This window comes from Neorhizobium sp. 05N33 (genome assembly GCF_056397445.1).
The window spans coordinates 394,242-416,432 of record NZ_JBFTNK010000004.1 but is presented as its reverse complement, the minus strand read 5'-3'; the positions used below and the strand labels follow the sequence as shown (position 1 = coordinate 416,432).

At 61.1% G+C, this 22,191-nt stretch carries 21 protein-coding genes and 1 tRNA gene; 9 read left to right on the top strand and 13 right to left on the bottom strand.

Translation table 11 applies throughout. The features are described 5' to 3' along the window. Positions 1-95: 95 nt before the first annotated feature. On the bottom strand, positions 96-1,277 hold the full coding sequence (locus AC1DLT_RS14380; RefSeq protein WP_477487167.1) for an efflux RND transporter periplasmic adaptor subunit: 1,182 nt from the start codon (positions 1,275-1,277) through the stop codon (positions 96-98). A 61-nt stretch (positions 1,278-1,338) separates the two neighbouring features. Further along, complete coding sequence (locus AC1DLT_RS14375; protein ID WP_477487166.1) at positions 1,339-2,133, bottom strand: alpha/beta hydrolase fold domain-containing protein; 795 nt, start codon at positions 2,131-2,133, stop codon at positions 1,339-1,341. Between the two features lie 157 nt (positions 2,134-2,290). Between AC1DLT_RS14375 and AC1DLT_RS14370 the strand changes: the two genes are divergently transcribed. The 3 genes from AC1DLT_RS14370 to AC1DLT_RS14360 all read left to right on the top strand — a co-directional run bounded on the left by AC1DLT_RS14370 (position 2,291) and on the right by AC1DLT_RS14360 (position 5,724). Continuing rightward, positions 2,291-3,226 (top strand): LysR family transcriptional regulator, encoded by a 936-nt coding sequence (locus tag AC1DLT_RS14370; protein ID WP_477483657.1) that lies wholly within the window; start codon positions 2,291-2,293, stop codon positions 3,224-3,226. Between the two features lie 232 nt (positions 3,227-3,458). Then, positions 3,459-4,664, top strand: a complete 1,206-nt coding sequence (locus tag AC1DLT_RS14365; RefSeq protein ID WP_477487165.1) for an MFS transporter — start codon at positions 3,459-3,461, stop codon at positions 4,662-4,664. A 118-nt stretch (positions 4,665-4,782) separates the two neighbouring features. Continuing rightward, positions 4,783-5,724, top strand: coding sequence for an acetamidase/formamidase family protein (locus AC1DLT_RS14360; protein ID WP_038543356.1), 942 nt, complete (start codon positions 4,783-4,785; stop codon positions 5,722-5,724). An 8-nt stretch (positions 5,725-5,732) separates the two neighbouring features. Here AC1DLT_RS14360 and AC1DLT_RS14355 read toward each other — a convergent pair whose 3' ends face one another. Further along, complete coding sequence (locus AC1DLT_RS14355) at positions 5,733-6,500, bottom strand: BA14K family protein (protein WP_477487164.1); 768 nt, start codon at positions 6,498-6,500, stop codon at positions 5,733-5,735. A 255-nt stretch (positions 6,501-6,755) separates the two neighbouring features. On the opposite strand from AC1DLT_RS14355, the gene AC1DLT_RS14350 reads away from it, so the two are divergent. Both AC1DLT_RS14350 and AC1DLT_RS14345 read left to right on the top strand, forming a co-directional pair. Continuing rightward, the gene (locus AC1DLT_RS14350) at positions 6,756-7,640 is read left to right on the top strand and encodes a hypothetical protein (protein ID WP_477487163.1); all 885 of its coding nucleotides are present in this window, start codon (positions 6,756-6,758) and stop codon (positions 7,638-7,640) included. Positions 7,641-7,695: 55 nt separating this feature from the next. Beyond that, on the top strand, positions 7,696-8,274 hold the full coding sequence (locus tag AC1DLT_RS14345; protein WP_477487162.1) for a hypothetical protein: 579 nt from the start codon (positions 7,696-7,698) through the stop codon (positions 8,272-8,274). 429 nt (positions 8,275-8,703) lie between these two features. Here the strand turns inward: AC1DLT_RS14345 and AC1DLT_RS14340 are convergent. The 4 genes from AC1DLT_RS14340 to AC1DLT_RS14325 form a co-directional block, all read right to left on the bottom strand. After that, positions 8,704-8,779: transfer RNA gene (locus tag AC1DLT_RS14340), tRNA-Lys, on the bottom strand. A gap of 231 nt (positions 8,780-9,010) precedes the next feature. Further along, positions 9,011-9,931 carry a PhzF family phenazine biosynthesis protein gene (locus AC1DLT_RS14335; RefSeq protein WP_477487161.1) on the bottom strand — a complete coding sequence of 307 codons (921 nt, stop codon included), beginning with the start codon at positions 9,929-9,931 and terminating at the stop codon, positions 9,011-9,013. Positions 9,932-9,995: 64 nt separating this feature from the next. After that, entirely contained in the window at positions 9,996-10,730 is a 735-nt protein-coding gene (locus AC1DLT_RS14330) for an NUDIX hydrolase (RefSeq protein WP_477487160.1), read from the bottom strand. Then, a complete protein-coding gene (locus AC1DLT_RS14325) occupies positions 10,727-11,836 on the bottom strand; it encodes an endonuclease/exonuclease/phosphatase family protein (protein WP_477487159.1) in 1,110 nt (369 codons plus the stop codon). Before AC1DLT_RS14325 ends, AC1DLT_RS14330 begins: the two co-directional genes overlap by 4 nt. Before the next feature lie 189 nt (positions 11,837-12,025). Here AC1DLT_RS14325 and AC1DLT_RS14320 point away from each other — a divergent pair, with 189 nt between their 5' ends. Next, complete coding sequence (locus tag AC1DLT_RS14320) at positions 12,026-12,388, top strand: DUF4189 domain-containing protein (protein ID WP_477487158.1); 363 nt, start codon at positions 12,026-12,028, stop codon at positions 12,386-12,388. Positions 12,389-12,398: 10 nt separating this feature from the next. Here AC1DLT_RS14320 and AC1DLT_RS14315 read toward each other — a convergent pair whose 3' ends face one another. Genes AC1DLT_RS14315 through AC1DLT_RS14305 form a run of 3 tightly spaced genes read right to left on the bottom strand, consistent with a single transcriptional unit; the run spans position 12,399 to position 16,105 of the window. Continuing rightward, positions 12,399-13,427, bottom strand: a complete 1,029-nt coding sequence (locus AC1DLT_RS14315) for an ABC transporter ATP-binding protein (protein WP_477487157.1) — start codon at positions 13,425-13,427, stop codon at positions 12,399-12,401. Further along, complete coding sequence (locus AC1DLT_RS14310) at positions 13,415-15,109, bottom strand: ABC transporter permease (protein ID WP_477487156.1); 1,695 nt, start codon at positions 15,107-15,109, stop codon at positions 13,415-13,417. Before AC1DLT_RS14310 ends, AC1DLT_RS14315 begins: the two co-directional genes overlap by 13 nt. Before the next feature lie 12 nt (positions 15,110-15,121). Continuing rightward, positions 15,122-16,105: an ABC transporter substrate-binding protein gene (locus AC1DLT_RS14305; RefSeq protein ID WP_477487155.1), complete on the bottom strand. Its 984-nt coding sequence runs from the start codon at positions 16,103-16,105 to the stop codon at positions 15,122-15,124. Between the two features lie 243 nt (positions 16,106-16,348). Between AC1DLT_RS14305 and AC1DLT_RS14300 the strand changes: the two genes are divergently transcribed. Then, the gene (locus AC1DLT_RS14300; protein WP_477487154.1) at positions 16,349-18,250 is read left to right on the top strand and encodes a CASTOR/POLLUX-related putative ion channel; all 1,902 of its coding nucleotides are present in this window, start codon (positions 16,349-16,351) and stop codon (positions 18,248-18,250) included. A gap of 87 nt (positions 18,251-18,337) precedes the next feature. Here the strand turns inward: AC1DLT_RS14300 and AC1DLT_RS14295 are convergent, their stop codons facing one another. After that, the gene (locus AC1DLT_RS14295; protein ID WP_477487153.1) at positions 18,338-19,564 is read right to left on the bottom strand and encodes an aminotransferase-like domain-containing protein; all 1,227 of its coding nucleotides are present in this window, start codon (positions 19,562-19,564) and stop codon (positions 18,338-18,340) included. 164 nt (positions 19,565-19,728) lie between these two features. Here AC1DLT_RS14295 and AC1DLT_RS14290 point away from each other — a divergent pair, with 164 nt between their 5' ends. Together AC1DLT_RS14290 and AC1DLT_RS14285 are read left to right on the top strand one after the other, a co-directional pair. After that, the gene (locus AC1DLT_RS14290) at positions 19,729-19,938 is read left to right on the top strand and encodes an AbrB/MazE/SpoVT family DNA-binding domain-containing protein (RefSeq protein ID WP_038543378.1); all 210 of its coding nucleotides are present in this window, start codon (positions 19,729-19,731) and stop codon (positions 19,936-19,938) included. Beyond that, positions 19,938-20,324: a PIN domain-containing protein gene (locus AC1DLT_RS14285; RefSeq protein ID WP_477487152.1), complete on the top strand. Its 387-nt coding sequence runs from the start codon at positions 19,938-19,940 to the stop codon at positions 20,322-20,324. The genes AC1DLT_RS14290 and AC1DLT_RS14285 overlap by 1 nt, the downstream gene beginning before the upstream one ends. A 21-nt stretch (positions 20,325-20,345) precedes the next feature. Here the strand turns inward: AC1DLT_RS14285 and ilvC are convergent, their stop codons facing one another. Next, entirely contained in the window at positions 20,346-21,365 is a 1,020-nt protein-coding gene (gene ilvC / locus AC1DLT_RS14280; RefSeq protein ID WP_477487151.1) for a ketol-acid reductoisomerase, read from the bottom strand. A gap of 40 nt (positions 21,366-21,405) precedes the next feature. Then, positions 21,406-22,044, bottom strand: a complete 639-nt coding sequence (locus tag AC1DLT_RS14275; protein WP_038543383.1) for a TetR/AcrR family transcriptional regulator — start codon at positions 22,042-22,044, stop codon at positions 21,406-21,408. Positions 22,045-22,191 lie beyond the last annotated feature (147 nt).

Here is a 22,191-nt window from a genome sequence, read left to right as displayed (position 1 = left end):
AAACGGCCCCGGCTCGCGACCGACAAGGCTGCAAGCTCCACGAACCGGAACTGGATGAGTGTGGGGAAGCGGCGGACTAGCCGCCGCTCAGAGCGTTACTTGTTGGCGACCTTCGCCTCGTCCTGCGGCTGGACCACAGCACCCGGACGGATGCGCTGCAGGCCGTTGACGACGATCCGGTCGCCCGGATTGAGGCCCTTCTCGACGATCCGCATGCCGTCGACCGCCGTGCCCAGCTCCACCTGCCGGTACGCAACGGTATTGGCCGCATCGACCACGAAGACGAACTTCTTGTCCTGATCGGTGCCGACAGCCTTTTCACTGACCATCAGGTGATCCTGGGCCTTGGGCTGGCCCATGCGAACCCGCACGAACTGGCCCGGGATCAGCTTGCCGCCCGGATTGTCGAAGACGGCGCGCACGCGGATCGTGCCGCTCGAGGCATTCACTTCGTTGTCGATGAGCTGCAGCTTGCCGCGGATCGGCGTGCCGTTACCGGCAAGCGTGCTGACCTCGACCGGTACCTGTTCGATCGCCGGTACGCCGTCGACGAGCGGGAGATCGGCGAGCGTGCGGGACACCAGTTCCTCACCGGCATCGAAGCTCGCATAGATCGGATCGGCCGAAACGAGTGTCGTCAACGGGGCGGAGGCGGAACCTGCCGCTACCAGGTTGCCGACCGTGATTTCCAACTTGCCGGCCCGGCCGGCGATCGGTGCCCGGATCTCGGTATAGTCGAGATTGAGCTGCGCCGTCTTCAGGGCCGCCTTGGCGGACTGGAGGTTGGCCAGCGCCTCACTCTGGGCGCTCTGGCGCTGGGCGAGATCGCTCTGAGAGATGGTGTTCTTGGAAGCGAGGTTCTTGCCGCGATCGAGTTCGGTATTGGCAAGCTCGACCTTCGCCTGTGCCGATGCCACCTGGCCTTCAGCCTGTGCGACCGCCGCCCGGTAGGGCTCCGGATCGATGCTGACGAGCAGGTCGCCCTGTTTCACCAGTCCGCCTTCGCGGAAATGCACCGCCTGGATGGTGCCGGTGACGCGCGGCCGGATCTGGACGCGGTCGACGGCTTCCAACCTTCCGGAAAATTCCTGCCAGGTGGAAACATTGCGTGGTTCGACAGTGGCAACCGTCACGGGAACGGCCGGAGCCGCAGCAGCCGTCGCAGGCGCGGCATGGGCGCCCTGCGGCAGATCGAGATAGACCGAGGCACCCGCAATCAACGCAGCGGTGCCCAATCCAGTGCCCCACAGGGCCCAGCTTTTGATCTTCGAGGTCATTGGTAGTCTCCTTACGGCCTTGGGAATTGGCCGTTATTTGCCTTCAAAATAAATCATGCTATTAAGTTAACTCTCGGACGAAGCTCGTGAATTCGGCACAAAGTGCTGTCATCCACTCGCCGTCGCCCTCTCTGTAAATGCCCGTCCAGCCGCAGCTGGCAGGGAAGATCTTCCGCCTGACCGAAACACCGGCTTCGCTCAGGCGCGTTGCATAACCTACCGTTTCATCGCGCAGCGGATCGTCTTCCGATGTCACGATGAGAGCCGGCGCGACACCCGAAAGCCGCGAACAGAGGCAGGGTGCCGCATAAGGATGCTGGAACCCGCAATGGGAGCCGAGATAATGGCTCCAGCCTTCCGCCCAACGTTCGCCCATGCCGATATCATCCGCCTTGCGAAACGATCGGGTGGCCATCATCGGGTCGATCATCGGCGACAGCAGGATCTGGCCGTTCAGCTCGCCGGGCATCAGGTCGCGCGCCTTCAGCGCAACGCCGGCCGCAACATTGCCGCCCGCCTCGTCGCCCGCGACAAAAAGCTGGGACTTGGCACTGCCGAACTGTTTGCGTCGGCCGGCAAGGCACTGGAGCGCTGCAAACGCGCATTCCATAGCCTGCGGAAACATGTTGTGCGAAACGCTGCTATAATCGGCTTCCAGTACCACGGCCCCTGCTTCCGCCAGCGCCTTGGCGACCGGACGTTCGTTTTCGGCCCGCAGCTCATTAAGAAACGCACCGCCCCGCAGGTAAAGCACCAGCGGCGGAACCTTGCCCTTGGCAGCGCCTTCATAGACGCGCATGGGGACAGCCGGCTTGGCCGACTTATCAAATGCGATATTTTCCCACTGCGCAATCATTGAAAAACCCTCGGGCAAACCCCTAGTAAATGCGGGGTGCTTGCCGTCAATCTTGAACCTGATATTATTATTCGGGTGAAAACATACAAGTTAACGGCATTCGACAACACTATTCCATATTTCGGAACAATGTTGCGGCGCAGCAGGAATCAAGACAATGGATCAGCTTTCGGCAATGCGCGTATTCGTTCGCGTCGTGGAAACCGGTAATTTCACCCGGGCTGCGGCCACTCTCAATATGCCCAAAACGACGGTGACTAATCTCGTCCAGAGCCTCGAAGGCCATCTGCGCACGACGCTGCTCAACCGCACCACCCGCAAGGTCATGGTGACGACCGACGGCGCGCTCTATTATGAGCGCGCGATGCAGATAATTTCCGAACTCGACGAACTCGACGGCAGCATGTCGAATTCGCAGAGCCAGCCATCCGGCCGGTTGCGCGTGGAGATGGCCGGCGCCTTCGCCGATTTGCTGGTCATTCCGAATTTATGCGATTTCCATAAGCGTTTTCCGCAGATCAGGCTCGATATCGGCGTCGGCGACCGGCTGGTCGACTATATCGCCGAAAACGTCGACTGCGCCCTGCGCGCCGGCACCCCGACCGACCAGTCGCTGATTGCCCGCAAGGTCGGCGAGATCAGCATGTCGGCCTATGCAGCACCTCTCTACATCCGCAACTTCGGCGCCCCTGAACGCCCGCAGGACCTGCAGGAAGACCATCTGGCCGTCGGTTACCTGAACGCCCAGTCCAGCCGGGTGAGATCCATGGAATTCCGTCGCGACGACGAAAACCTGGAAATCACGCCCCGATACGTCGTTTCCGTCAACGATGCCCGGACCTATGTGAACGCAGCGATTTCCGGCATGGGCATCATCCAGTCGCCGCGCTTCATGGTGAAGGAGACGGTGGAGAAGGGCGAATTGGTCGAAGTTCTCTCCGACTGGCACTGCGCGTCGCTACCCCTCTACATCGTCTATCCGCAGACCCGCCACCTCTCCAACAAGGTGCGGGTCTTCGTCGATTGGCTCGCCAAGCTGGTTCAGAACCTCAAGGTCGAGGAAAGCCGCGAGCAGATGCGCAAGGCAAGCTAGGCCCGTTTTACCAACGAGGCGACGAAAGCCCGAATGTCAGGCGACGTCTTGAGAACTGAGTATCACTGTCCCGGCGAGGCGTCCCCTGAGAAGGCAATGAATGCCACCCTTTCCGTCATCGTCTGCTGCCTAGGCCAAGAAATCATGCCGTCCGCGACGGAATTTATGCCTCGGTTCGTACGGGGGTGATAAAGCGGTCGGATGTTTGTTCGATGATTGGAATAGAGTCAGCATGACGCGTTGGGGACATGTCACAATCGCCGTTCTGGGCGGCATCGCCGCGGCCCTGCACGTCGGCAAGGTACCGCCAGCCATCCCCATGCTGCGCTCCGAACTCGGCATCGATCTCGTGGCTGCCGGCTGGCTGATGGGGCTAGCAAGCGCCCTCGGCGCCGCCTGCGGCGTCCTGATCGGCCGTTTCACCGATTACCTGACTCATCGGCGCGCGATGATCCTCGGCCTTGCGTTGCTGATCGCCGGCAGCCTGATCGGAGCCCTTACCCATTCGCAAATGGTGATCTTCGCCAGCCGCGTGCTCGAAAGCGTCGGCCTCATCATGGTCTCGGTCGCGGCCCCGGGCCTGATTGCGGCCTCGGTCGAGCCGCGCGATACCGGCCTCGCCTTCGCGCTCTGGGGTATCTGGATGCCAGTCGGCGTCGCGGTGATGATGATGATCTCGCCTTTCCTGCTGCCGAGCTTCGGCTGGCAGGGTTCCTGGATTTTCGCCGCCATGCTCAGCGTCATTCCGATGGTGGCCCTGCTGGCGATGCGCCTTCCAAAACCGCAAACCGCCGGACATCCGACAACGTCGCTTCTGACGGCCGTCAAGCTCACCGCGTCCCGGCCGATGTCCTGGATACTCTCCGGTATTTTCGCCGCCTACAGCGCCAGCTTCATGTCCGTCTTCGGTTTCCTGCCGACGCTGCTGATCGAGGAAATGGGAACCGGCCTCGCGGCTGCGTCGATCATGACCGCGCTGGCAGTGCTCGCGAACGGCGTCGGCAACATATTCGGCGGCGTCTTCGCGCGTTGGGGTGCCCCGCGCTGGGTGCTGATTGCCGGTCCCTGCGTGATGCTGACGCTGACCGCCTTCGTCGTCTTCGGCCATAGCTTTCCGCTCTGGATGCGCTACGGTGCCTCGGTGCTTTACGCGGTGTCGGGCGGCGTCCTGCCGGCGACCATCATGGGCTCGTTGCCCGTCTACGCACCGCGCCGAGACCTCGTCGGAACGTTCAGCGGCTTCGTCATGCAGGGCTCCAATATCGGCCAGGTCTTCGGACCAATGCTGCTCGCGTCGATCGTTGCAGCATCCGGCTGGCAGGGCGCACCGTTCTACATCGCCGCCGCAACAGGGCTCGGCCTGGTCCTGGCGCTCTGCCTGCGCCAGACCGAACGCCGCATGGCAACCACGAGACCGGAGGCCGCCGGAACGGCCTAAGACTTGCGGCAACGGCCCAACTAGCAAATCAATCGTCGCGAACTGGGCTGGATTTGCGGACTGGCGTGCAAAGTAAAATCGGCTAGTCTCTCCCCGGATCAGATAAGCGAGCCCGGCCATGCAACATCACGTCTCCGCCTCTTCCAAAACCTGCGCCTGGGGTTATTTCGACGCCGCCCGCGAGCCGGTGCTGACGATCGACAGCGGCGACACGGTGGTGATCGACACGGTCTCCGGCCCTGCGGAAGTTCTGCCGAAGGAAGGGTTCACCATCCTTCCCGAACATCTCGAAATTCACGAAAACTGCCGGCCGATCATGCAGGGCCATATCCTGACCGGCCCGGTCGCCGTGCGCGGCGCCAGGCCCGGCCAGGTGCTGGAGGTGAAGATCCTCGATGTCGAGCTGCGCCAGGACTGGGGCTATAACGTCATCCGCCCGCTTGCCGGCACGCTCCCCTATGATTTCGAAAGGCCGCGGATGATCACCATCCCGCTCGACAAGCAGGGGAATGTCGGCCGCCTGCCCTGGGGTCTCGACCTGCCGCTGGCGCCCTTCTTCGGGGTCATGGGCGTCGCTCCGCCGCCGAACTGGGGCCGCATCACCTCGATCATGCCGCGTTCGCACGCCGGCAATATCGACAACAAGGAACTGGTCGCCGGCACCACGCTTTATCTGCCGATCTTCAACGAGGGCGCGCTGTTTTCCTGCGGAGACGGCCATGGTGCGCAGGGCGACGGCGAGGTCTGCATTACCGCCATCGAGACGGCGCTGCGCGGCACCTTCCGGCTTACCGTGCGCGACGATCTTGATTTCGTCTATCCACGGGCTGAAACGCCGACGCATTACATTACCATGGGCATGGATCCGGATCTCGACCAATGCGCCGTCATGGCGCTGCGTGACATGATCGTGCTGCTCGGCGAAAAAGGCGGCCTGTCGCGGGAAGATGCCTATACGCTCTGCAGCCTTGCCGGCGACCTGCGCATCACCCAGACCGTCAACGGCTGCAAGGGCGTGCATATGATGATGGCGAAGAACCTCGTCCAACGCGCCGCCTGAGCTGGTGATCAGCCGAAAGGCGATTGGCATTGGCGGCGCGGGCCGCCGGCGAAGGGCTGATAGCTGTTGTCCTCGGCCTGGTAGGACCGGTAACGGGCAAAACACCATTCCTCATGGGATCCGGCAGGAGCGTCGGCCTCGATCGCCCGCGACTGTGCGTAGCCTACCGCTCCGTCATTCGCCCGTTGATTGGCGCGGGTAGCCGGTCTTTCTGGAAGCGGCTGCAATTCATCCTGCATCTGCGGAGCTTGCGGCTGATCAGGCATCGGTGCCGCGGCAACGGTCCCGGTCGCGGCAGCGCCCGGTGCCCGGCACTGCCGGCGGGAGCCGCCGCTGAAAGGCTGGTAACTGTTGTCTTCGGCTCGATAGGATTTGTATCGCGCGGAGCACCAGTCGGCCTGGGCGGGATCGAGCATGGCTTTCCTCTCGTCCTGCGACTGCGGCACTGTAGCCGGCTGCTGCGGAGTGGCCGGCTGCTGCGGATTGATGGACCCAGTCACTGTATTGTCGACGGCTACCCCCGTTGCGGTCTGCTGGGGCGTTTCCCGCGTATCGGCTGCAACCGAAGCCGGAGGCGTCGCAGCGGGCGGGCGCTGATAATCCTGGCCGGCGGTGTCGACGGCCTTCGGTTTGGAGGTCCACAGGTCCGGCGTATCCATATTGGCGAACTTATGGGGTTCGGGCACGGCGATCACGTTCGCGGTAATGATTACGCCGCTCAGGAACACCAGAACGAGCAGGACAAGGCTGCCCAAAAGCAAGAGGATTGGCTTCATGACCGCGCTCCCATTTCGTCTTGCAGACCAAATGCCGATCAGGCGCCGGAGTTCCCGTCGAGGGAGCAAAAGAAACGGGATTGGGGATGAAAGTAGCCCTGCCGTCGGAGAGCGGCAACAAGTGCGGCCGTTGTTGCGTTTTGGCGGAAACGTAACAACGAGTTCGGAAAGGTTGATGCGCTGATAATCGTCGGCAAAGTTTTCTACGTATACGCGAAATTCTTCCGCAGCTTTTCCGGTCTATGGTCGCCCCCATTGACGACCATCTTCAATCCGGAAAACATTGCTATGCCACTTTTGTCCGCCGCCATTTTCTTATCCGCGACCATCCCTTCAATGCCGCCCGCGCCGATCGGCGACGAGTACCCTTTGTTCAAGCAGACGACCACTGCGATCATCACCGAGGCCACCGATTACGGCGGGACAAAGTCCACGATGAAGGCGAAGGTCACACCGGAGTCGGCGAAATCGTGGTGTGGGAACTGGTATCCTGGAAAGAAGAACTGCGTATCCGACGCGCTTGAATCGTCCGCTGATCATGTCTACGAAGCCACCGCCAATTGCGAGACGGGCGATCTCTGGACTGATGGCAAGCATTACCTCTTCGACGGCCCCGAGACCAAGAACCAGAACTTTCAGGGGTATGTCGGCGTCAAAGACGCTGCGACAGGCAAGCGTCTCGGTATGTCGGATGCCGATCGAGGCCGTGAGTTCGGTGGCCTGTGGCTTACGCTATGTCCGATGGGATGGCCTTACAAAACCGTTCCGGTCGACCAGACGTTTAAGCTGGGCCCCAACGACGAAAAGTATGGAGAACACATCGGCCACAACAAGTCGGTGATGTTCAATCACCAGCGCCAGCACATCATCGTCTATGCAGAGCCCAAACAGTCTCTGGCCGGAACGGTCACGGAAGACACCGTGCTTGTCCGTGGCTGGGAGGTTCCGAACGAGTGGTTCTCGGGGATCGCCTACACCTATAAGAAAGGCTGCGCTCCGGCGCCGTACCTCGTCAGCGGCCATTACCAAGGCGGAAATCTGACGCTTTTGGGCAGGGCGCCTGTCAGGGAAGGCTGCAACGTCGTCGGATATAGCGACAAAGGTCCGAATGCCAGGCTCGTTTTCGATCTGTCCGAGTGACGGATTGCAGTAAATTTCAACATTATACAGCTATCAAATCTGAAGGAATTCTCGGATGAAGAACGTTATCTTCGAGACCGGTGAGATTATTGAAGTCGGTGAAAACCGCTCATATGGAAATAGCCGGTTCTACACACACATCGAATTGCAGCGTGCCGATGGCTCCAAAGTCCGGCTGGACGATGTCGCAGTCTCGTTGATGGTCACTCCGAAGCTCTTGACGAGTGCAGTCGCTCTGAACCTCGCCAAGCCCCCGATCGCTACAATTGCTTTCGTGCATGAAAAGGGGCAGATGCTTGACAAGCCGGTCATCCTCGGCGGCAAGTCTACAGGTCACCACTTCAAGAACCTTGTTCTTGGCTATGCCAGTGAAAACACCTACGGGATTGAGCGCGGAGTTTCCGCAGGACTGCTGCTGTTCTCGAAGATTGCAACTGTGTTGCTTGCACTCTTATGCGTCTACATTTTCATGGCCGGCTGGTGGTTGATTGTCCTGGTCCTTCCGGCACTTGCGTTGATCGTGTCAGCTTTGTCGTGGCATCAACTTATCCGCTTCCAGAAGATCTCCGACGTCATTAAATCCAGATTCGTTGAAATGGGGTACATCGACAGCACTACGACCGTATATTCGTAGGACGATCCTGCCGGGGTTTGCTCCAGACCCAGGAATCGCACTGCCGGCGGTTTGCAGTCGATACACGTTGCCGTAGATGACCGTTAGATCCAAAGCCTTGCCGCTGGAGCCTCCCGGCGACAAGGCACCAACTTCATCGGGAAACTTCGATTGCTGTTCTCCAGCCGCTGACGATGTCACCTACTGCGAGAATTTCTCGCCAACGTCACCAAGGTCGTCGGCCGCTCTCGGCTTTGCACCGAAGACCTTTAGCTTCACCGATGGGGTGCCTCAAAGGTGTTATCTATAGAAAATCGGGAGGCCAAATCTGCGCGTATACACGCTTCTGCATGTGATCTTTCAGAGGAGCCTCTGTGATCGCAGCGTGATCTTTAGACTTAAATGTGATCTTTAATGTTGACGCACAACGAATTGATATCGTTGAAAAAATGGTGGGTGATGTAGGGCTCGAACCTACGACCCGCTGATTAAGAGTCAGCTGCTCTACCAACTGAGCTAATCACCCAAGAACCATCTGTGCGAGGCGTGCTCGCCAGCGGTGTGAGGGCGTATAAAGGGGATCGTTCGGCTTGTCCAGCGGCTCGGTGAAAATTATTCGCCCGACCGGGCAAAAAATCCATGAGGTCGGATTTTGCGCCTGACGGAAACCTCTCCGCAACTCGATAGCGACGCAAAAACGAAAAGTTTCAAAGTCTTACTGCGTCACAATATCGCAATCGTCGACAAGCGGCGAAATTCAAAGATGGAGCGTGCCTTCCGCAACCTTGATTGCCTGGCCGCCGATGCGGGCCCTGGCGATCTCTCCCTCCTTCACGTCGATATGCAGATGGATCAGGGACGGACGCCCCATCTCCACCCCCTGCTCCACCAGCACCGGGTGATGGCCGTCCGGCAGCGCATCGAAATGCCGAATCGCGCCGGAGAGTGCAGCGACCGCGGCACCCGTGGCTGGATCCTCGGAAATCCCCATGTCGGGCGAGAACATCCGGGCATGGAACTTTGCCTGATGGTTCACGCCGCTGCGGCAATAGACGTATGCCGATGCCAGCGCGCCCTCGACGAACGGCGCCGCCTTTTCCCACAAGGCCGTGTCGAATTCGAGATTCTGGACCGTCGCCAGATTGTGCAGCGGGATCATCAGGAAAGGTACGCCGGCGCTCCAGATGGAGGCGACATGGTTCTCGAAACCGATATCCGTCGATTTGACGCTCAGCGCATCGGCGAGCCCCTGCCGGTCGAGCGGCAGCTCGATCCGCACCGGCTTTCGCGGCAGGTCGAATTCGGCAAACCCTGCCTCGCCAGCACGAAACCGCACGGCGCAGCGCACCGGGCCGACATTTTCCTCCAGCACGCAGACAAGGTCCATGTCGAGCTGCCCACCAGACCCGTGGTTGAGTTCGGCGAGTGCCACCGCCGTTCCGACGGTCGGATGCCCGGCGAAAGGCAGTTCGCGGCCCGGCGTGAAGATGCGCAGACGGGCTGCATAAGCGGCATTCGCGGAAGACTGAACGAACACCGTCTCGGAGAGATTCATCTCCCTGGCAATCGCCTGCATTGTCTCGTCGGCAAGGTCGTCTCCGTCGACAATCACCGCCAGCGGATTGCCGGCAAGTCGTCTATCGGTGAAGACATCATAGATGCTGTAGCGACGGGCCAACCACACCTCCTCGTGTTTCGATGGCGCCAAACTGCCCGACCGGTCGGCTCAAAGCAACCCCTGTTCAGCGCATCGAATGGCCGAAAAACAGGTCGAGAATCGGGAACATCAACGGGCTGTAGGGATGCGCGCCGCGATCGGCCGAGCGGATCGCCACCGCACCGGCAATCTCCTTTTCCTCGTCATGCACCATATGTTCGGCGATGCGCGCCAGCATCTCCTGCGCCGTGAGGTCGAAACGGTAGAATCGGAAACCGACAACCCGGTGCCCGCTGTAGCTGGCGAAAAGCTGCCGATCCGCCTTCGCCTCGGCTAGATCGAGGCCGGTTTCTTCCCGAACTTCACGGTACATATTGGCCTCGAGATCGAGCTTGCCGTCGACGATGTCCAGAAGATCGAGTGAACCGGCGGCGCAATAGACCTGGCCCGGATTGGCGGTCCTTTCGCTCATCCGGACGGCGATGATCGCCCCATCGGACGAGACGGGCACGGCGAAGCCGAAGAGATGGAAGGCGCCGGCCGGATCGGGCTGTTTCCGCCACCACAAGAGCGTCGAATAGGGGATGACATGCGCCTCGCCGATGATCACGCCGTCCCGGAACGAAAGCCTGTTCTGCAGCACCATCTGGCCGTTGAAGAGATGCGGATTGGCCGCCGCTTCCCGCCCCCAGTTCTCCTCGATATCGTCCCGGTGCGCGACGTAGATCGGATGTGCTCCGGGCAGGACCGAAAGATCGAAAGCCTCGACCTCGAAGACGGTATTTTCAGGCGGCCAGCCGCTGATCGTCTGGATGGTCATCGAAGCTCCAGCGACATCACGACGGGGCAATGGTCCGATGCCTTCGGCCGGTCCCAGCCGATGCGCGGAAACCGCTCGACCTCCTGTCCCGGCGGAAAGACGGTGCGATAAGGCTGGCCGCCGCGGATAATCTCCGGCACGCTGTCGGCGTTGTGCTCGGCGAGCGCCGGCGACAGCCAGATATAGTCAAGCTGGCAGAGATGCTGCTCCTCCGGCCCGCGCGCATGATAGAGCGTCCAGCGATCCATCACGTCACGGCGCGCAATCGGGTTCACCACGAAGCCGTCGTCGGTGAAGACATTCAGCGCACTGACCTCCTCGCGCCGTGGTTCAAAGCTATAACCTTCGCGGCGGGTGCCGATCACCTGCACCTTTTCCTGATAATCGTTCATGTCGCCGCAGATGGCGAAGTTCTCGTCCGCCGTTCGGCCCTTACCGAAACGGCGTTCGACGATCTGGCGCACCGCTTTCGCCTCCGCCACGCGGATCGCCATCGTGCCCGTGCGGCCGTCCCCGCCGTCGCGGGCATTGCCCATGGATTTGAAGTGCACCACGAAGAGCGAGAACGGCTTGGACCCGATCGTCAGCTCCAGTTCGAGGCAGTCGCGCTTGAAGATCTTGTCATGCGCCTGATTGCTGAGCGCCAGTTCGTCGTTGAAGAGGCCGAGATCCTGATAGGTCAGCATCGCGTGACTGCGCACGTCCTGCACCTCGATTTTCTCGCCGCTGCGGGTCTCCTCGCGCATCAGCACGGCAACGTCGATGCCGCGCGAATCATTGCCTTCGACCAGATATTTCTGGCGGTAGCCGTTGCCGACCATGCGGTAGAGATAGCCATATTCGAAGGCCTGCAGGGCCGGCATGCTGTCGACCTCCTGAAGGCAGAGGATGTCGGCATCCGCGTCGGCGATCGCCAGCGCTGAAAGCTGCCGGGTGTCGTCCGTCTCGGCGATCATGCGGGCCTGTTCGAGCTGCTGGTATACCGCCTTGTCCTGCACATCGTAGAGCCGCAGCACCCGGTCCTGCCGAAGCTGGTTGCGCCAGCCGGAAAAATCGAAACGCGTCATCAGGTTTTCAATGTTGAAGGTGCCGAGACGTAGAGACATCAGATCCATCCTGTTGCGGTGTCACCTTAGCCGGCGCAGCCCACAATAAAAGTAACCAAATCAGGAATTTTGAGGCGCAAGCCCTATGCCTGAGCGCCAACGCCGATTGCGGAGAAATCAAGCCGGTGCCATCTTCGCCGACGGGGCGGCCCGATCATCAGTGGGAAGCGATCGCCGAGGGAACTGTCTATGAAACGCGCAATCCTGACATCTCTTTCCGTCTGCGCCATGCTTGCAGGTGCCGGTTCGGCATTTGCGGATGATTTTGGCGCCATCGCCTATTCGCCGCGCACAGGCGCGCAAGGCTGGTCCTACGGTCATGCCACACGCCGAAGCGCCGAGCGAACCGCGCAGTCCAATTGCGACGCCGGCGACTGCCGGATCGCAATCTGGTTCAAGAACGGCTGCGGCGCTGTCGCCAAGGGCCCTGACGGCTGGGGGTCCGGCTGGGGCGGCAGCCGCAGGGAGGCCGAATTTCAAGCTATCCGCTCCTGCCGCCAGAACACCGGTGGTTGCCACGTTATTCGGTGGCAATGTTCCGGCGCTGAGTAAGGAAGCCAGCTTAAAGACGCCAGGCCGAGCGGATGACGACGGCGAGTCTGTCCCCGGACTTTACCGAATGGCGGCTGAAGGCGCGCAGTGTCTGCCCATCCGTCAAGGCAAGGCGCAAGGCATAACGCTCGCCTTCGAACAGAACCGAAAGCACCGTCACCGCGGCACCCTCGGCGGCGATCTCGACATCCTGCGGGCGCACGAGAATGTCGACGCGAGCCCGCTCCGTGCGGTCCGCCAGGATGTCCTGCATGGCCGGCCATTCGAGAAGCCGCTTGTCACCGGCAGGCGACGGCAGCGACAGGATCGCTCCCTGCCCCACGAGACCGCCGACCAAAGGGCCCTCCGGCCGCGCATAGATCTCCTCGGGCGTAGCCACCTGCAGCAGCCGGCCCTCGGACATCACCGCGACGTCGCTCGCAAGCGCCATCGCTTCCGCCTGGTCATGGGTGACATAGATCATCGTTGCGCCGGACCGGGCATGAAACTCGCGAAACGTCTCCTCCATCTCCTGGCGCAGGTGCCGGTCGAGATTGGCGAGCGGCTCGTCGAGCAGCACCACGTCCGGTTCGGTGACGAGGCAGCGGGCGAGCGCCACGCGCTGCCGCTGGCCGCCGGAAAGATCGGCGGGGCGTCGGTCGGCATAGGTTTCGAGGTGGACAGCGGCAAGCGCCTCCCTCACCCTGCGGTCGCGCTTCTCGCCCGAAATGCTGCGAACCTTGAGCGGATAACCGACATTTTCCGCGACGCTCATATGCGGCCAGAGCGCATAGGACTGGAAGACCATCGCCATGTTGCGATGTTCCGGCGACACCATCTCGGCTGCGTCCGACAGAACGCGCTCGCCGAGCAGGATCGAGCCGTCGCTCGGCTGTTCGAAGCCGGCGATCATCCTGAGCACCGTCGTCTTGCCGCAGCCAGACGGCCCAAGCAACGCTAGGAAGCCACCTTCGCGTACGGTCAGGGACACATCGTTGACGGCGGCCCTCCCACCCGCATCGAACGTCTTGGAAAGGCGGTTGAGGATCAGCTTCGCCACGGGACCACACCTTTCGGCAGACGTTTCGCCATCAATTCCAGCAGCACCATCATCGCGATCACCATGATGACCACGAGAACGGAAAGTGCCGCAGCGATGTTGAAACTGCCGCTGTCATCGAGATTGTAGATCAGCACGCCGAGCGTCTGGGTGCCTGCCGACCAGAGGAGTGCCGAGACCGTCAGTTCGTTGCAGGCGATCAGGAACACGAGGATTACCGAAGCGCCGGCAGCCGGCGCCACCAGCGGTACGAGAATATCGGCCAACCGGCGCGCAAAACCCGCGCCGGAAAGTCGAGCCGCCTCCTCCAGCGACGGATCGAGCTGGCGGAAGGCGCTGACCACCGGTTTCAGGCTGACGGCGAAGAAGCTCGAGAAATAGGCGATCAGGATGATCCAGATCGTCCCGTAGATCGAGATGCCGATCACCGGAATGGGCGCGGCGAACAGCAGGATGAAGGCGACAGCCAGGACGATGCCCGGCAGCGCATAGGGGATTTCCGCCAGCGCCGAGATGACGCCCACAAAGCGGCTCTTGCTGCGCACCAGGAAATAGCCGGTCAGGACCGTCACCACCAGGAGACCGAAGGCGGTGGCAAGCGACAGCGACAGGGAATTGGTGAACGCGATGCGGGTCGCCGCCTGGCGCACGAGGATTTCCTCATAGGCCTTGATGGTGACGGTCGCGGGGCTGAGCGGCACGCCATAAGCCGGCGCCAGCGAGCTTGCGACAAGAGCGATGAGCGGCATGGCGAGGATCAGGAAGATCGTCAGCCACAACAACAGTTCGGCAAACCAGCGCCATGCGCCGAGCCGGAAGACCGCGACCTGCCCGGACAGGCCGATGACGCGGTAGTCGCGGCCGCGCAGCACCCGTGCCTCGACCATCAGCCCGATGACCGACAGGATGGCGATCAACCCGGACAGGACCGAGATATCCGCGAATGTGCGGGGACCGAAAGCCGCGAATTTAGAATAGATCAGGGTCGGCAACGTGTAGATCCCGGCAGGAATGCCGAGGATCGCCGGAATCCCGAAATTGCCGACGCAGGATACGAAAGCGATCGCCGCCCCCGCCGCAAAACCGGGCAGAGACAGCGGCAGGATGACGTCCTTCAGGACCTGCCAGGACGACGCGCCGGAAAGCCTTGCCGCCTCTACACCGTCGCGCGGCAACGCCAGAAGCCCGGCCCGCAGCGACAGGTAGACCAGTGCCGCATTCTGTACGCCGTAGAGCAGCGCGATGCCGCCCACCGAATAGAGCGGCTGCGGTGAGCCGAGCGGCGGCGCTAGCCCTAGCGCCTTCAGGAGCGCACTCGAAGGACCCGTCATGCCGATCCAGGATAGCGCCGTCACCTGCGGCGGGATCATCGTCGGCAGCATGAACAGGAAACCGAGGAGAGCCTTGCCGCGGATGTCGAACAGCGTCAGCAGCAGCGCGAACCCACCACCGAGGACCACGGCCGCGATCATGCCGAAGAAGGAGGTCGACAACGTGTCATAGACAGACCGCCACAGGCTCGGGTCGGACAGAAGTTCGCTCGCCCCGCCCCGAAAGGCGGACATGATTCCGGTCGCGGCAAGTCGGCCGAGCGGCAGCACGCTCAGGCAGAAGATCACGGTTACGACAAAAGGAAACAGCCAGCGTGGCTGGCTGTTTCCCTGTTTTTGAGGTCGCGTCATATGGCGCTTATATCAGCCTTTGATGCCGAAGATATCCGCGAAACCCTTGACGTCCTTCTCGGAGTTCTTGAGCGCCTCGGGAGCATTGATCGGCAGGACCTTGATCGTCTCGCGCGCCGGGAAGCCGGCCGGTACGGCCATGCCGTTGCGGGCCGGGATGTAGCCGAGCTTCAGGAAACCTTCCTGGCCCTTCTGCGAGAGCACGTAGTCGATGAACTTCTTGGCATTGTCCGCATGCTTGGTGGAGGCAAGGATCGCTGCCGGCTCGGTCACCGCAGATACGCCTTCCTTCGGGAACACGAACTCGACGGGAGCGCCCTTCGCCTTTTCGCGGATCGGCAGATAATCGACGACGAAGCCGTAGGCCTTCTCGCCCGAAGCGACGGATTTCAGGATCGCGCCGTTACCACCGGCGGCAATCGCGCCGTTTGCCTTGAGGTTCTTGTAATAGTCCCAGCCGAGGCCGGATACGCCGGCGAGCGTCTGTGCGTGGATGAGGGCTGCACCCGAAGCGAGCGGGCTCGGCATCGTCACGAGGCCCTTGGCCTCCGGCTTGGCAAGGTCCGCCCAGCTGGCCGGCTTCATCGCGGCCTGGGTATTGTAGATGATGCCGGTGGTGATCAGCTTGGTCGAATAGTAGAAGCCGTCGGCGTCATAAAGCGCCTTGTCGTAATTGGCGGCTTCCGGCGACTTGTAGGCCATCAGCTGGCCGGCCTGCTTCATCCGCTCCAGCGTCACCGTGTCGGCGATCAAGAGGACGTCGGCTGCCGGATTGCCGGCCTGGATCTCGGCATTGAGCTTGGCCATGATCTGCGGCGTCCCGTCGCGCACCCACTGTACGTCGAGGCCCGGATTGGCAGCCTTGAAACCATCGACGGTCGCCTGCGCGTCCTCATTCGGCTGGCTGGTATAAAGCACGAGATCGGCGGCCTCGGCGGCGCCGGCAATCATGCCAAAAGCCACGAGGGCGGTGAAAGCGGAAAGAAGGTTCTTCATCGGAGCGTCCCTGTTCGAACATAAGGTGCGGACGATAAGCATTCCTGCTTGACAGCCATGTGACAGGCTGTGGAGCAACGCCGATCTTGCAGCGTGTTTTACCAGCGGCTTACAAGATTCGAAGACTAAATTTACTGTGCTCAGATCATTCCCGCACAACGACGGCGCAAAACGCGGGCCTTCAATTGTTTCGCAACCTAATCCTGCCATCTCGTCCACCAGGGTATATTTCGGGGACACAAGATGAAAAGCCGGGCAAACTGGGGCGCGCAGCTGCGCTATGGGTTCGACAAGAGCATGGCGGGCGGCGCGATCGCGCTGATCGGCTGGCTGGCGCTGATATCGCTGGTGGTGATCATGATCGCCGGCGCTATTCTCGCCGTAACCGGCATCGCGCCACAAGGTGCCGAGCCCCTCGGCTTCGTCGAAGGCACGTGGGAATCGCTGATGCGGACCTTCGACGCCGGCACCATGGGCGCCGACCAGGGTTGGAGCTTCCGCATCATCATGCTGCTGGTCACGATCGCCGGCATCTTCGTCTTCTCGGCACTTATCGGCGTCATCTCGTCAGGCTTGGAAGACAAGCTCGACGACCTGCGCAAGGGCCGTTCGCGCGTGCTCGAAACCGAGCACACGATCATCCTCAACTGGTCGCCCTCGATCTTCGACGTCATCTCGGAACTCGTCATCGCCAACCAGAGCCGCCGCAACCCTCGCATCGTCATCATGGCGAACAAGGACAAGGTGGAGATGGAAGACGAGATCGCCACCAAGGTCGTCGATCGTAAGAACACCAAGATCATCTGCCGCAGCGGTGATCCGACCGATCTCTACGATCTCGGCATCGTCAATCCGCAAACCTCGCGATCGATCATCGTGCTGTCACCGGAGGGTGAGGACGCGGACCCGCAGGTGATCAAGACGGTGCTTGCGCTGGTGAACGATCCCAACCGGCGGACAGAAAAATACATGATTGCCGCCGAAATCCGCGACGCCGACAACGCCGAAGTCGCAAGGATCGTCGGCGGTAGCGAAATGCAGCTGGTGCTCGCCGACGACCTGATCGCCCGCATCGTCGTCCATACCAGCCGCCAGGCGGGCCTGAGCGCCGTCTATTCCGAACTGCTCGATTTCGACGGCTGCGAGATCTACACACTCGAACAGCCCGACCTCGTCGGAAAATCCTTCGGCAATGCGGTGCTGGCCTACGACAAGAGCACCCTGATCGGTCTCTGCGACAAGGACGGCGCCATTCATCTCAACCCCAATCCCAACCAGGTGATCGCCGCCGGTGATCGCGCGGTCATCATCGCCGAAGATGACGACTCGATCAAAACCTGGTCCGGCGACATGGGCATCGACAAGAATGCCATCAAGGCGATCGTCAAGCGAGCCAAGACCGCGGAGCGCACGCTGATCCTCGGCTGGAACCGCCGCGGCCCGATCATCGCGACCGAACTTGCCCGCTATGTGGCGCCCGGCTCGCGGCTGACGATCGCTGCCGACACGCCGGAATTCGAAGGGGAAGTCGCCTCACTGAACCTCGACAGGTCCGTGCTTGCCGTCGATCACCGGGTGATCGACACCAGCAGCCGCCCGGCGCTCGACGCGCTCGACATCCCCTCCTACGACCACGTCCTGGTTCTCGGCTACAGCGACAGCATGATGGCCCAATCGGCCGATACCCGCACGCTGATCACTCTTTTGCAGCTCCGCAAGATCGGCGAGACGGCCGGCAAGCATGTCAGCGTCGTCAGCGAGATGATCGACGTTCGCAACCGCGAGCTTGCGGAAGTGACCCGCGCCGAGGATTTCGTCGTCAGCAATAAGCTGGTCAGCCTGATGCTCGCTCAGGCCTCCGAGAACGAATCCATGGCGGCGATCTTCGAAGAGCTTCTGGACGAGGCCGGCTCCGAGATCTACATGCGGCCGATGAGCGATTATGTCGATATTTCGAAGCCCGTAAACTTCTTCACTGTAGCGCTGGCAGCCCTTCGCCGCGGCGAAATCGCCATCGGCCACCGCCGCCAGCGGCCGGGCGCCGCCGATGTCAGGAATCTCGGCGGCGTGGTCGTCAATCCGCCCCGCGCCGAAATGACCTCCTATGCGGACAGCGACATGCTCATCGTCCTCGCCGCCGACTAACAGGACAGTCGAAGAAGGTCGACCAACAAAAAAGCCTGCCGTTTATCCGCGGCAGGCTTTCTTTTCATGCTTAAATGCTTCGTCGGCTCAGGCGGCCGTCCGGGTTGCGTTGGAGACCAGGCGGCCGAGCCGCTTGATACCCTCGTCGATCATCGCCTCGTCGGCGCAGGAGAAGCTCATGCGCAGCGTATTGGCATTGCTGCCGTCCGCGTAGAACGCCTTGCCCGGAACGAAGGCGACCTTTTCCGTGGCGATCGATTTTGCCAGCAACTCGGCGCCGTCCATGCCTTCCGGCAAGGTTACCCACACGAACATGCCGCCTTCCGGACGCGTCCAGGTGGCGGTCTTCGGCATGTATTTGTCGAGAGCCGCCAGCATCGCATCGCGCCGCTTGCTGTAAACGGACCTGATCTTGGCGACCTGGGCGTCGAAACCGCGCGAGGCGACGTGCTCGATGGCAATCTGGTTGATCGTCGAAGAATGCAGGTCGGCCGCCTGCTTCATCAGCACCAGCTTGCGAATAACCGGCATCGCCGCGACGACGAAACCGACGCGCAGGCCCGGCGCCAGCGTCTTCGAGAAGCTGCCGCTGTAGATGGTGCGGGTGTTTTCGATACCGCCCCGGCGGGCGATGTCGAGCGCCATGATCGGCGGAATGGCCTCGCCATCATACCGCAGGTGCTGATAGGCGGCGTCCTCGAGGATCGCAATATCAAGTTCGTCGGCAAGCGCCAGCAGCCTTTCGCGGGCCGCCAGGTCGATCGTCTCGCCGGTCGGATTGGAAAAATCGGCAGACAGATAGGCGAACTTGACGGCGCCGCCGGTCTTGGCCGCGGTGTCGCGATAGGCTTCCGGCGTGCGGTTGCCGTTCAGCGAGAGCTGGTCGTAATTCGGCTCATAGGCATTGAAGGCCGAAAGTGCGCCGAGATAAGTCGGCCAGGTCACGAGGGCCGTGTCGTTCGGCGACAGGAACAGCTTGCCGAGATAATCGAGCGCCTGCTGCGATCCCGACGTGATGAACACGTTGTCGGGCGTGCAGTCGATACCGATCTTGGCGACGTCGCGGGCGATCCATTCGCGCAACGGCTTATAGCCTTCGCTGACGGAATACTGCAGCGCCGACCCGACCTGGGCACTGGAAAAAATATCCGAATAGGCTTCCTTGAAGGCCACGTCCGGAAACAGCGCCGGATCCGGAATGCCGCCTGCGAAAGAGATGATATCGGGCTGGTCGAGCAGCTTCAGCAGCTCGCGGATTTCAGAGGCGCGCATGCGGCTGGAGCGCGTTGCAAAGATTTGTTCCCAATCAAGCACGGGATGTTTCCTCTTATTTCAATTTTCTATGCTCAATCTTTACACAAAGACCGATAGGTCAGCAAGACTGACCTATCGGGGTAGCTGCGATTTTTTTCGCCTTTGATTTTGCCTGCAACGGCACTATCTTACGCATAGTCTATCGATCCGCAGAAGGTAAGATCATGACGACGGCGACCTTGTCCTCCAAATTCCAGATCTCGATACCCAAAGAAATCCGCGAAAAGCATAATTGGCAAGCTGGGCAGCAATTTGCCTTCATCCCTAAGGGCAAGAGCGTCGTTCTCGTTCCGGTACCGACGCGAGACGAGCTGAGAGGAATAGCAAAAGGCGCTGACACGAGCAATTATCGGGACAGGGACGATCGTTACTGATGCGCGTCATCGACAGTTCGGCGTGGATCGAGTGGCTGGTCGACAGTCCCCTGGCTTCACGCCTGGCGGACGAGATACCTGAACCGCACGAATTGATCGTCCCGACGATCGTTCAAATGGAAATGTGCAAATGGTTGATAAGGGAGAGGGGCGAGGAATCCGCCGAACGCTTCATGTCCTATACCACCGAATGTATCGTCGTTGAATTAGGCACCGAGATAGCCTGGGATGCCGCCGAAGCTTCCCTCCGTTTCAAGCTCTCGACCGCAGACGCCATCATCTATGCGACAGCAAGGCTCCTTGACGCCGATCTGCTGACCTGCGACCGGCATTTCGAAAACCTGCCGCATGTCACTTATATTCCAAAATCCGGGGCGGAAGCCTGATTCCGCCCCGGCTTATTCGTCTTAGTTGACGCTCTTGTCGACCAGCTTGTTCTTGCCGATCCAGGGCATCATGCCGCGCAGCTTGGCGCCGACTTCCTCGATCTGGTGGCTGTCGTTCATGCGGCGGATGCCCTTGAAGCGCGAGCCGCCCGCACGGTATTCCTGCATCCAGTCCGAGGTGAACTTGCCGGTCTGAATGTCCTTCAGGACACGCTTCATCTCGGCCTTGGTTTCTTCGGTGATGATGCGCGGACCGGTGACGTATTCGCCCCACTCGGCCGTGTTGGAGATCGAGTAGTTCATGTTGGCGATGCCGCCTTCATAGATCAGGTCGACGATCAACTTCACTTCGTGCAGGCATTCGAAATAGGCCATTTCCGGCGCGTAGCCGGCTTCGGTCAGGGTTTCGAAACCGGCGCGGATCAGCTCGACGAGACCGCCGCAGAGAACGACCTGTTCGCCGAAGAGATCGGTTTCGCATTCTTCGCGGAAGTTGGTTTCGATGATGCCCGAACGGCCGCCGCCGACGCCGCAGGCGTAGGAGAGAGCAAGTTCAAGCGCGTTGCCCGAAGCGTTCTGGTGAACGGCAACGAGGCAGGGAACGCCGCCGCCCTTCTGGTATTCGCCGCGAACCGTGTGGCCCGGGCCCTTTGGGGCGATCATGACCACGTCGACCGTGGTCTTCGGCTCGATAAGGCCAAAATGGATGTTGAGGCCGTGCGCAAAGGCGATTGCAGCGCCATCGCGGATGTTGCCGGCAATCTCGGCCTTGTAGATGTCGGCCTGGAGCTCGTCCGGAGTCGCCATCATCATCAGGTCGGCCCACTTGGCGGCCTCGGCGACAGTCATCACCTTGAAGCCGTCGGCTTCGGCCTTCTTGATGGTCCCGGAACCGGCCTTGAGCGCGATCACGACGTTCTTGGCGCCCGAGTCCTTGAGGTTCAGCGCATGCGCACGACCCTGGCTACCGTAGCCGATGATGGCAACGTTCTTGGACTTGATGAGGTTGATATCGGCATCCCGATCATAATAAACGCGCATCGTTTTTTCCTTCCCTATGCGTGAGGTCTGTTGATGATTGTTATCGTCCAGCGGAGACGCCGAGCACGTCTGCCGATTGTTTCTGCGTGCCGTGCAGCGTGAGGAACGAAGCGACCGCCCTCTCTGCCTGGCGCGCATTGTCCTTGAGGCCGGGTTCGCCGAGCAGCATGCGCACATGCAGGTCGGAAACGATCAGGCCGTAAAGCGTGTGATAGGCGGCGTCCGCGTTGTCGAAGCGCAGCAGCCCTGCCCTCTTTCCCTGGTCGATCAGCGCCATGGCACGGCGATCAATCTGCCGGCGGCCGTGTTCGAGCAGAAGCTTGCCGAGCTTCGATCCTTCCCGGGTCGCCTGGCCGATCGCCAGCCGGTTCAGCGCCAGCGAAACGTCGCCGGCCAGAACCTCCAGCAGATCGCGGGCAAAAAGTTCGAGGTGGTCGCGCAGGAGATCAGCGGTCAGCCGTTCGCCGGAACGCTCAAAGGTGCGCACCTTGCTCGCCTGATGGGCGATCATTGCGGCCAGCAGGCCTTCACGATCGCCAAACCACTTGTAGAGGCTTTCCTTGGAGCAATTGGCGGCGCGGGCAAGACCGGAGGTCGTCAGCGCCTTCTCGCCGCCTTCCACCAGCAGCCGAAGCGCCTGTTCCAGAACGGCGTTCTGGCGCGGCGAAAATTCGGGCATGTCGGTGGCGTCGGCTCTCACGTTCTCAAATCCTTTTGCGTACCGTACGGTACGGTTCTGCTCGTATAAAGCATCCGCCGCAGCCGTCAAGTCCGTTCTTCGAGCTGCCGCAACGACAAGGCGCTGAAGTTTCCCGGCTGATCCACG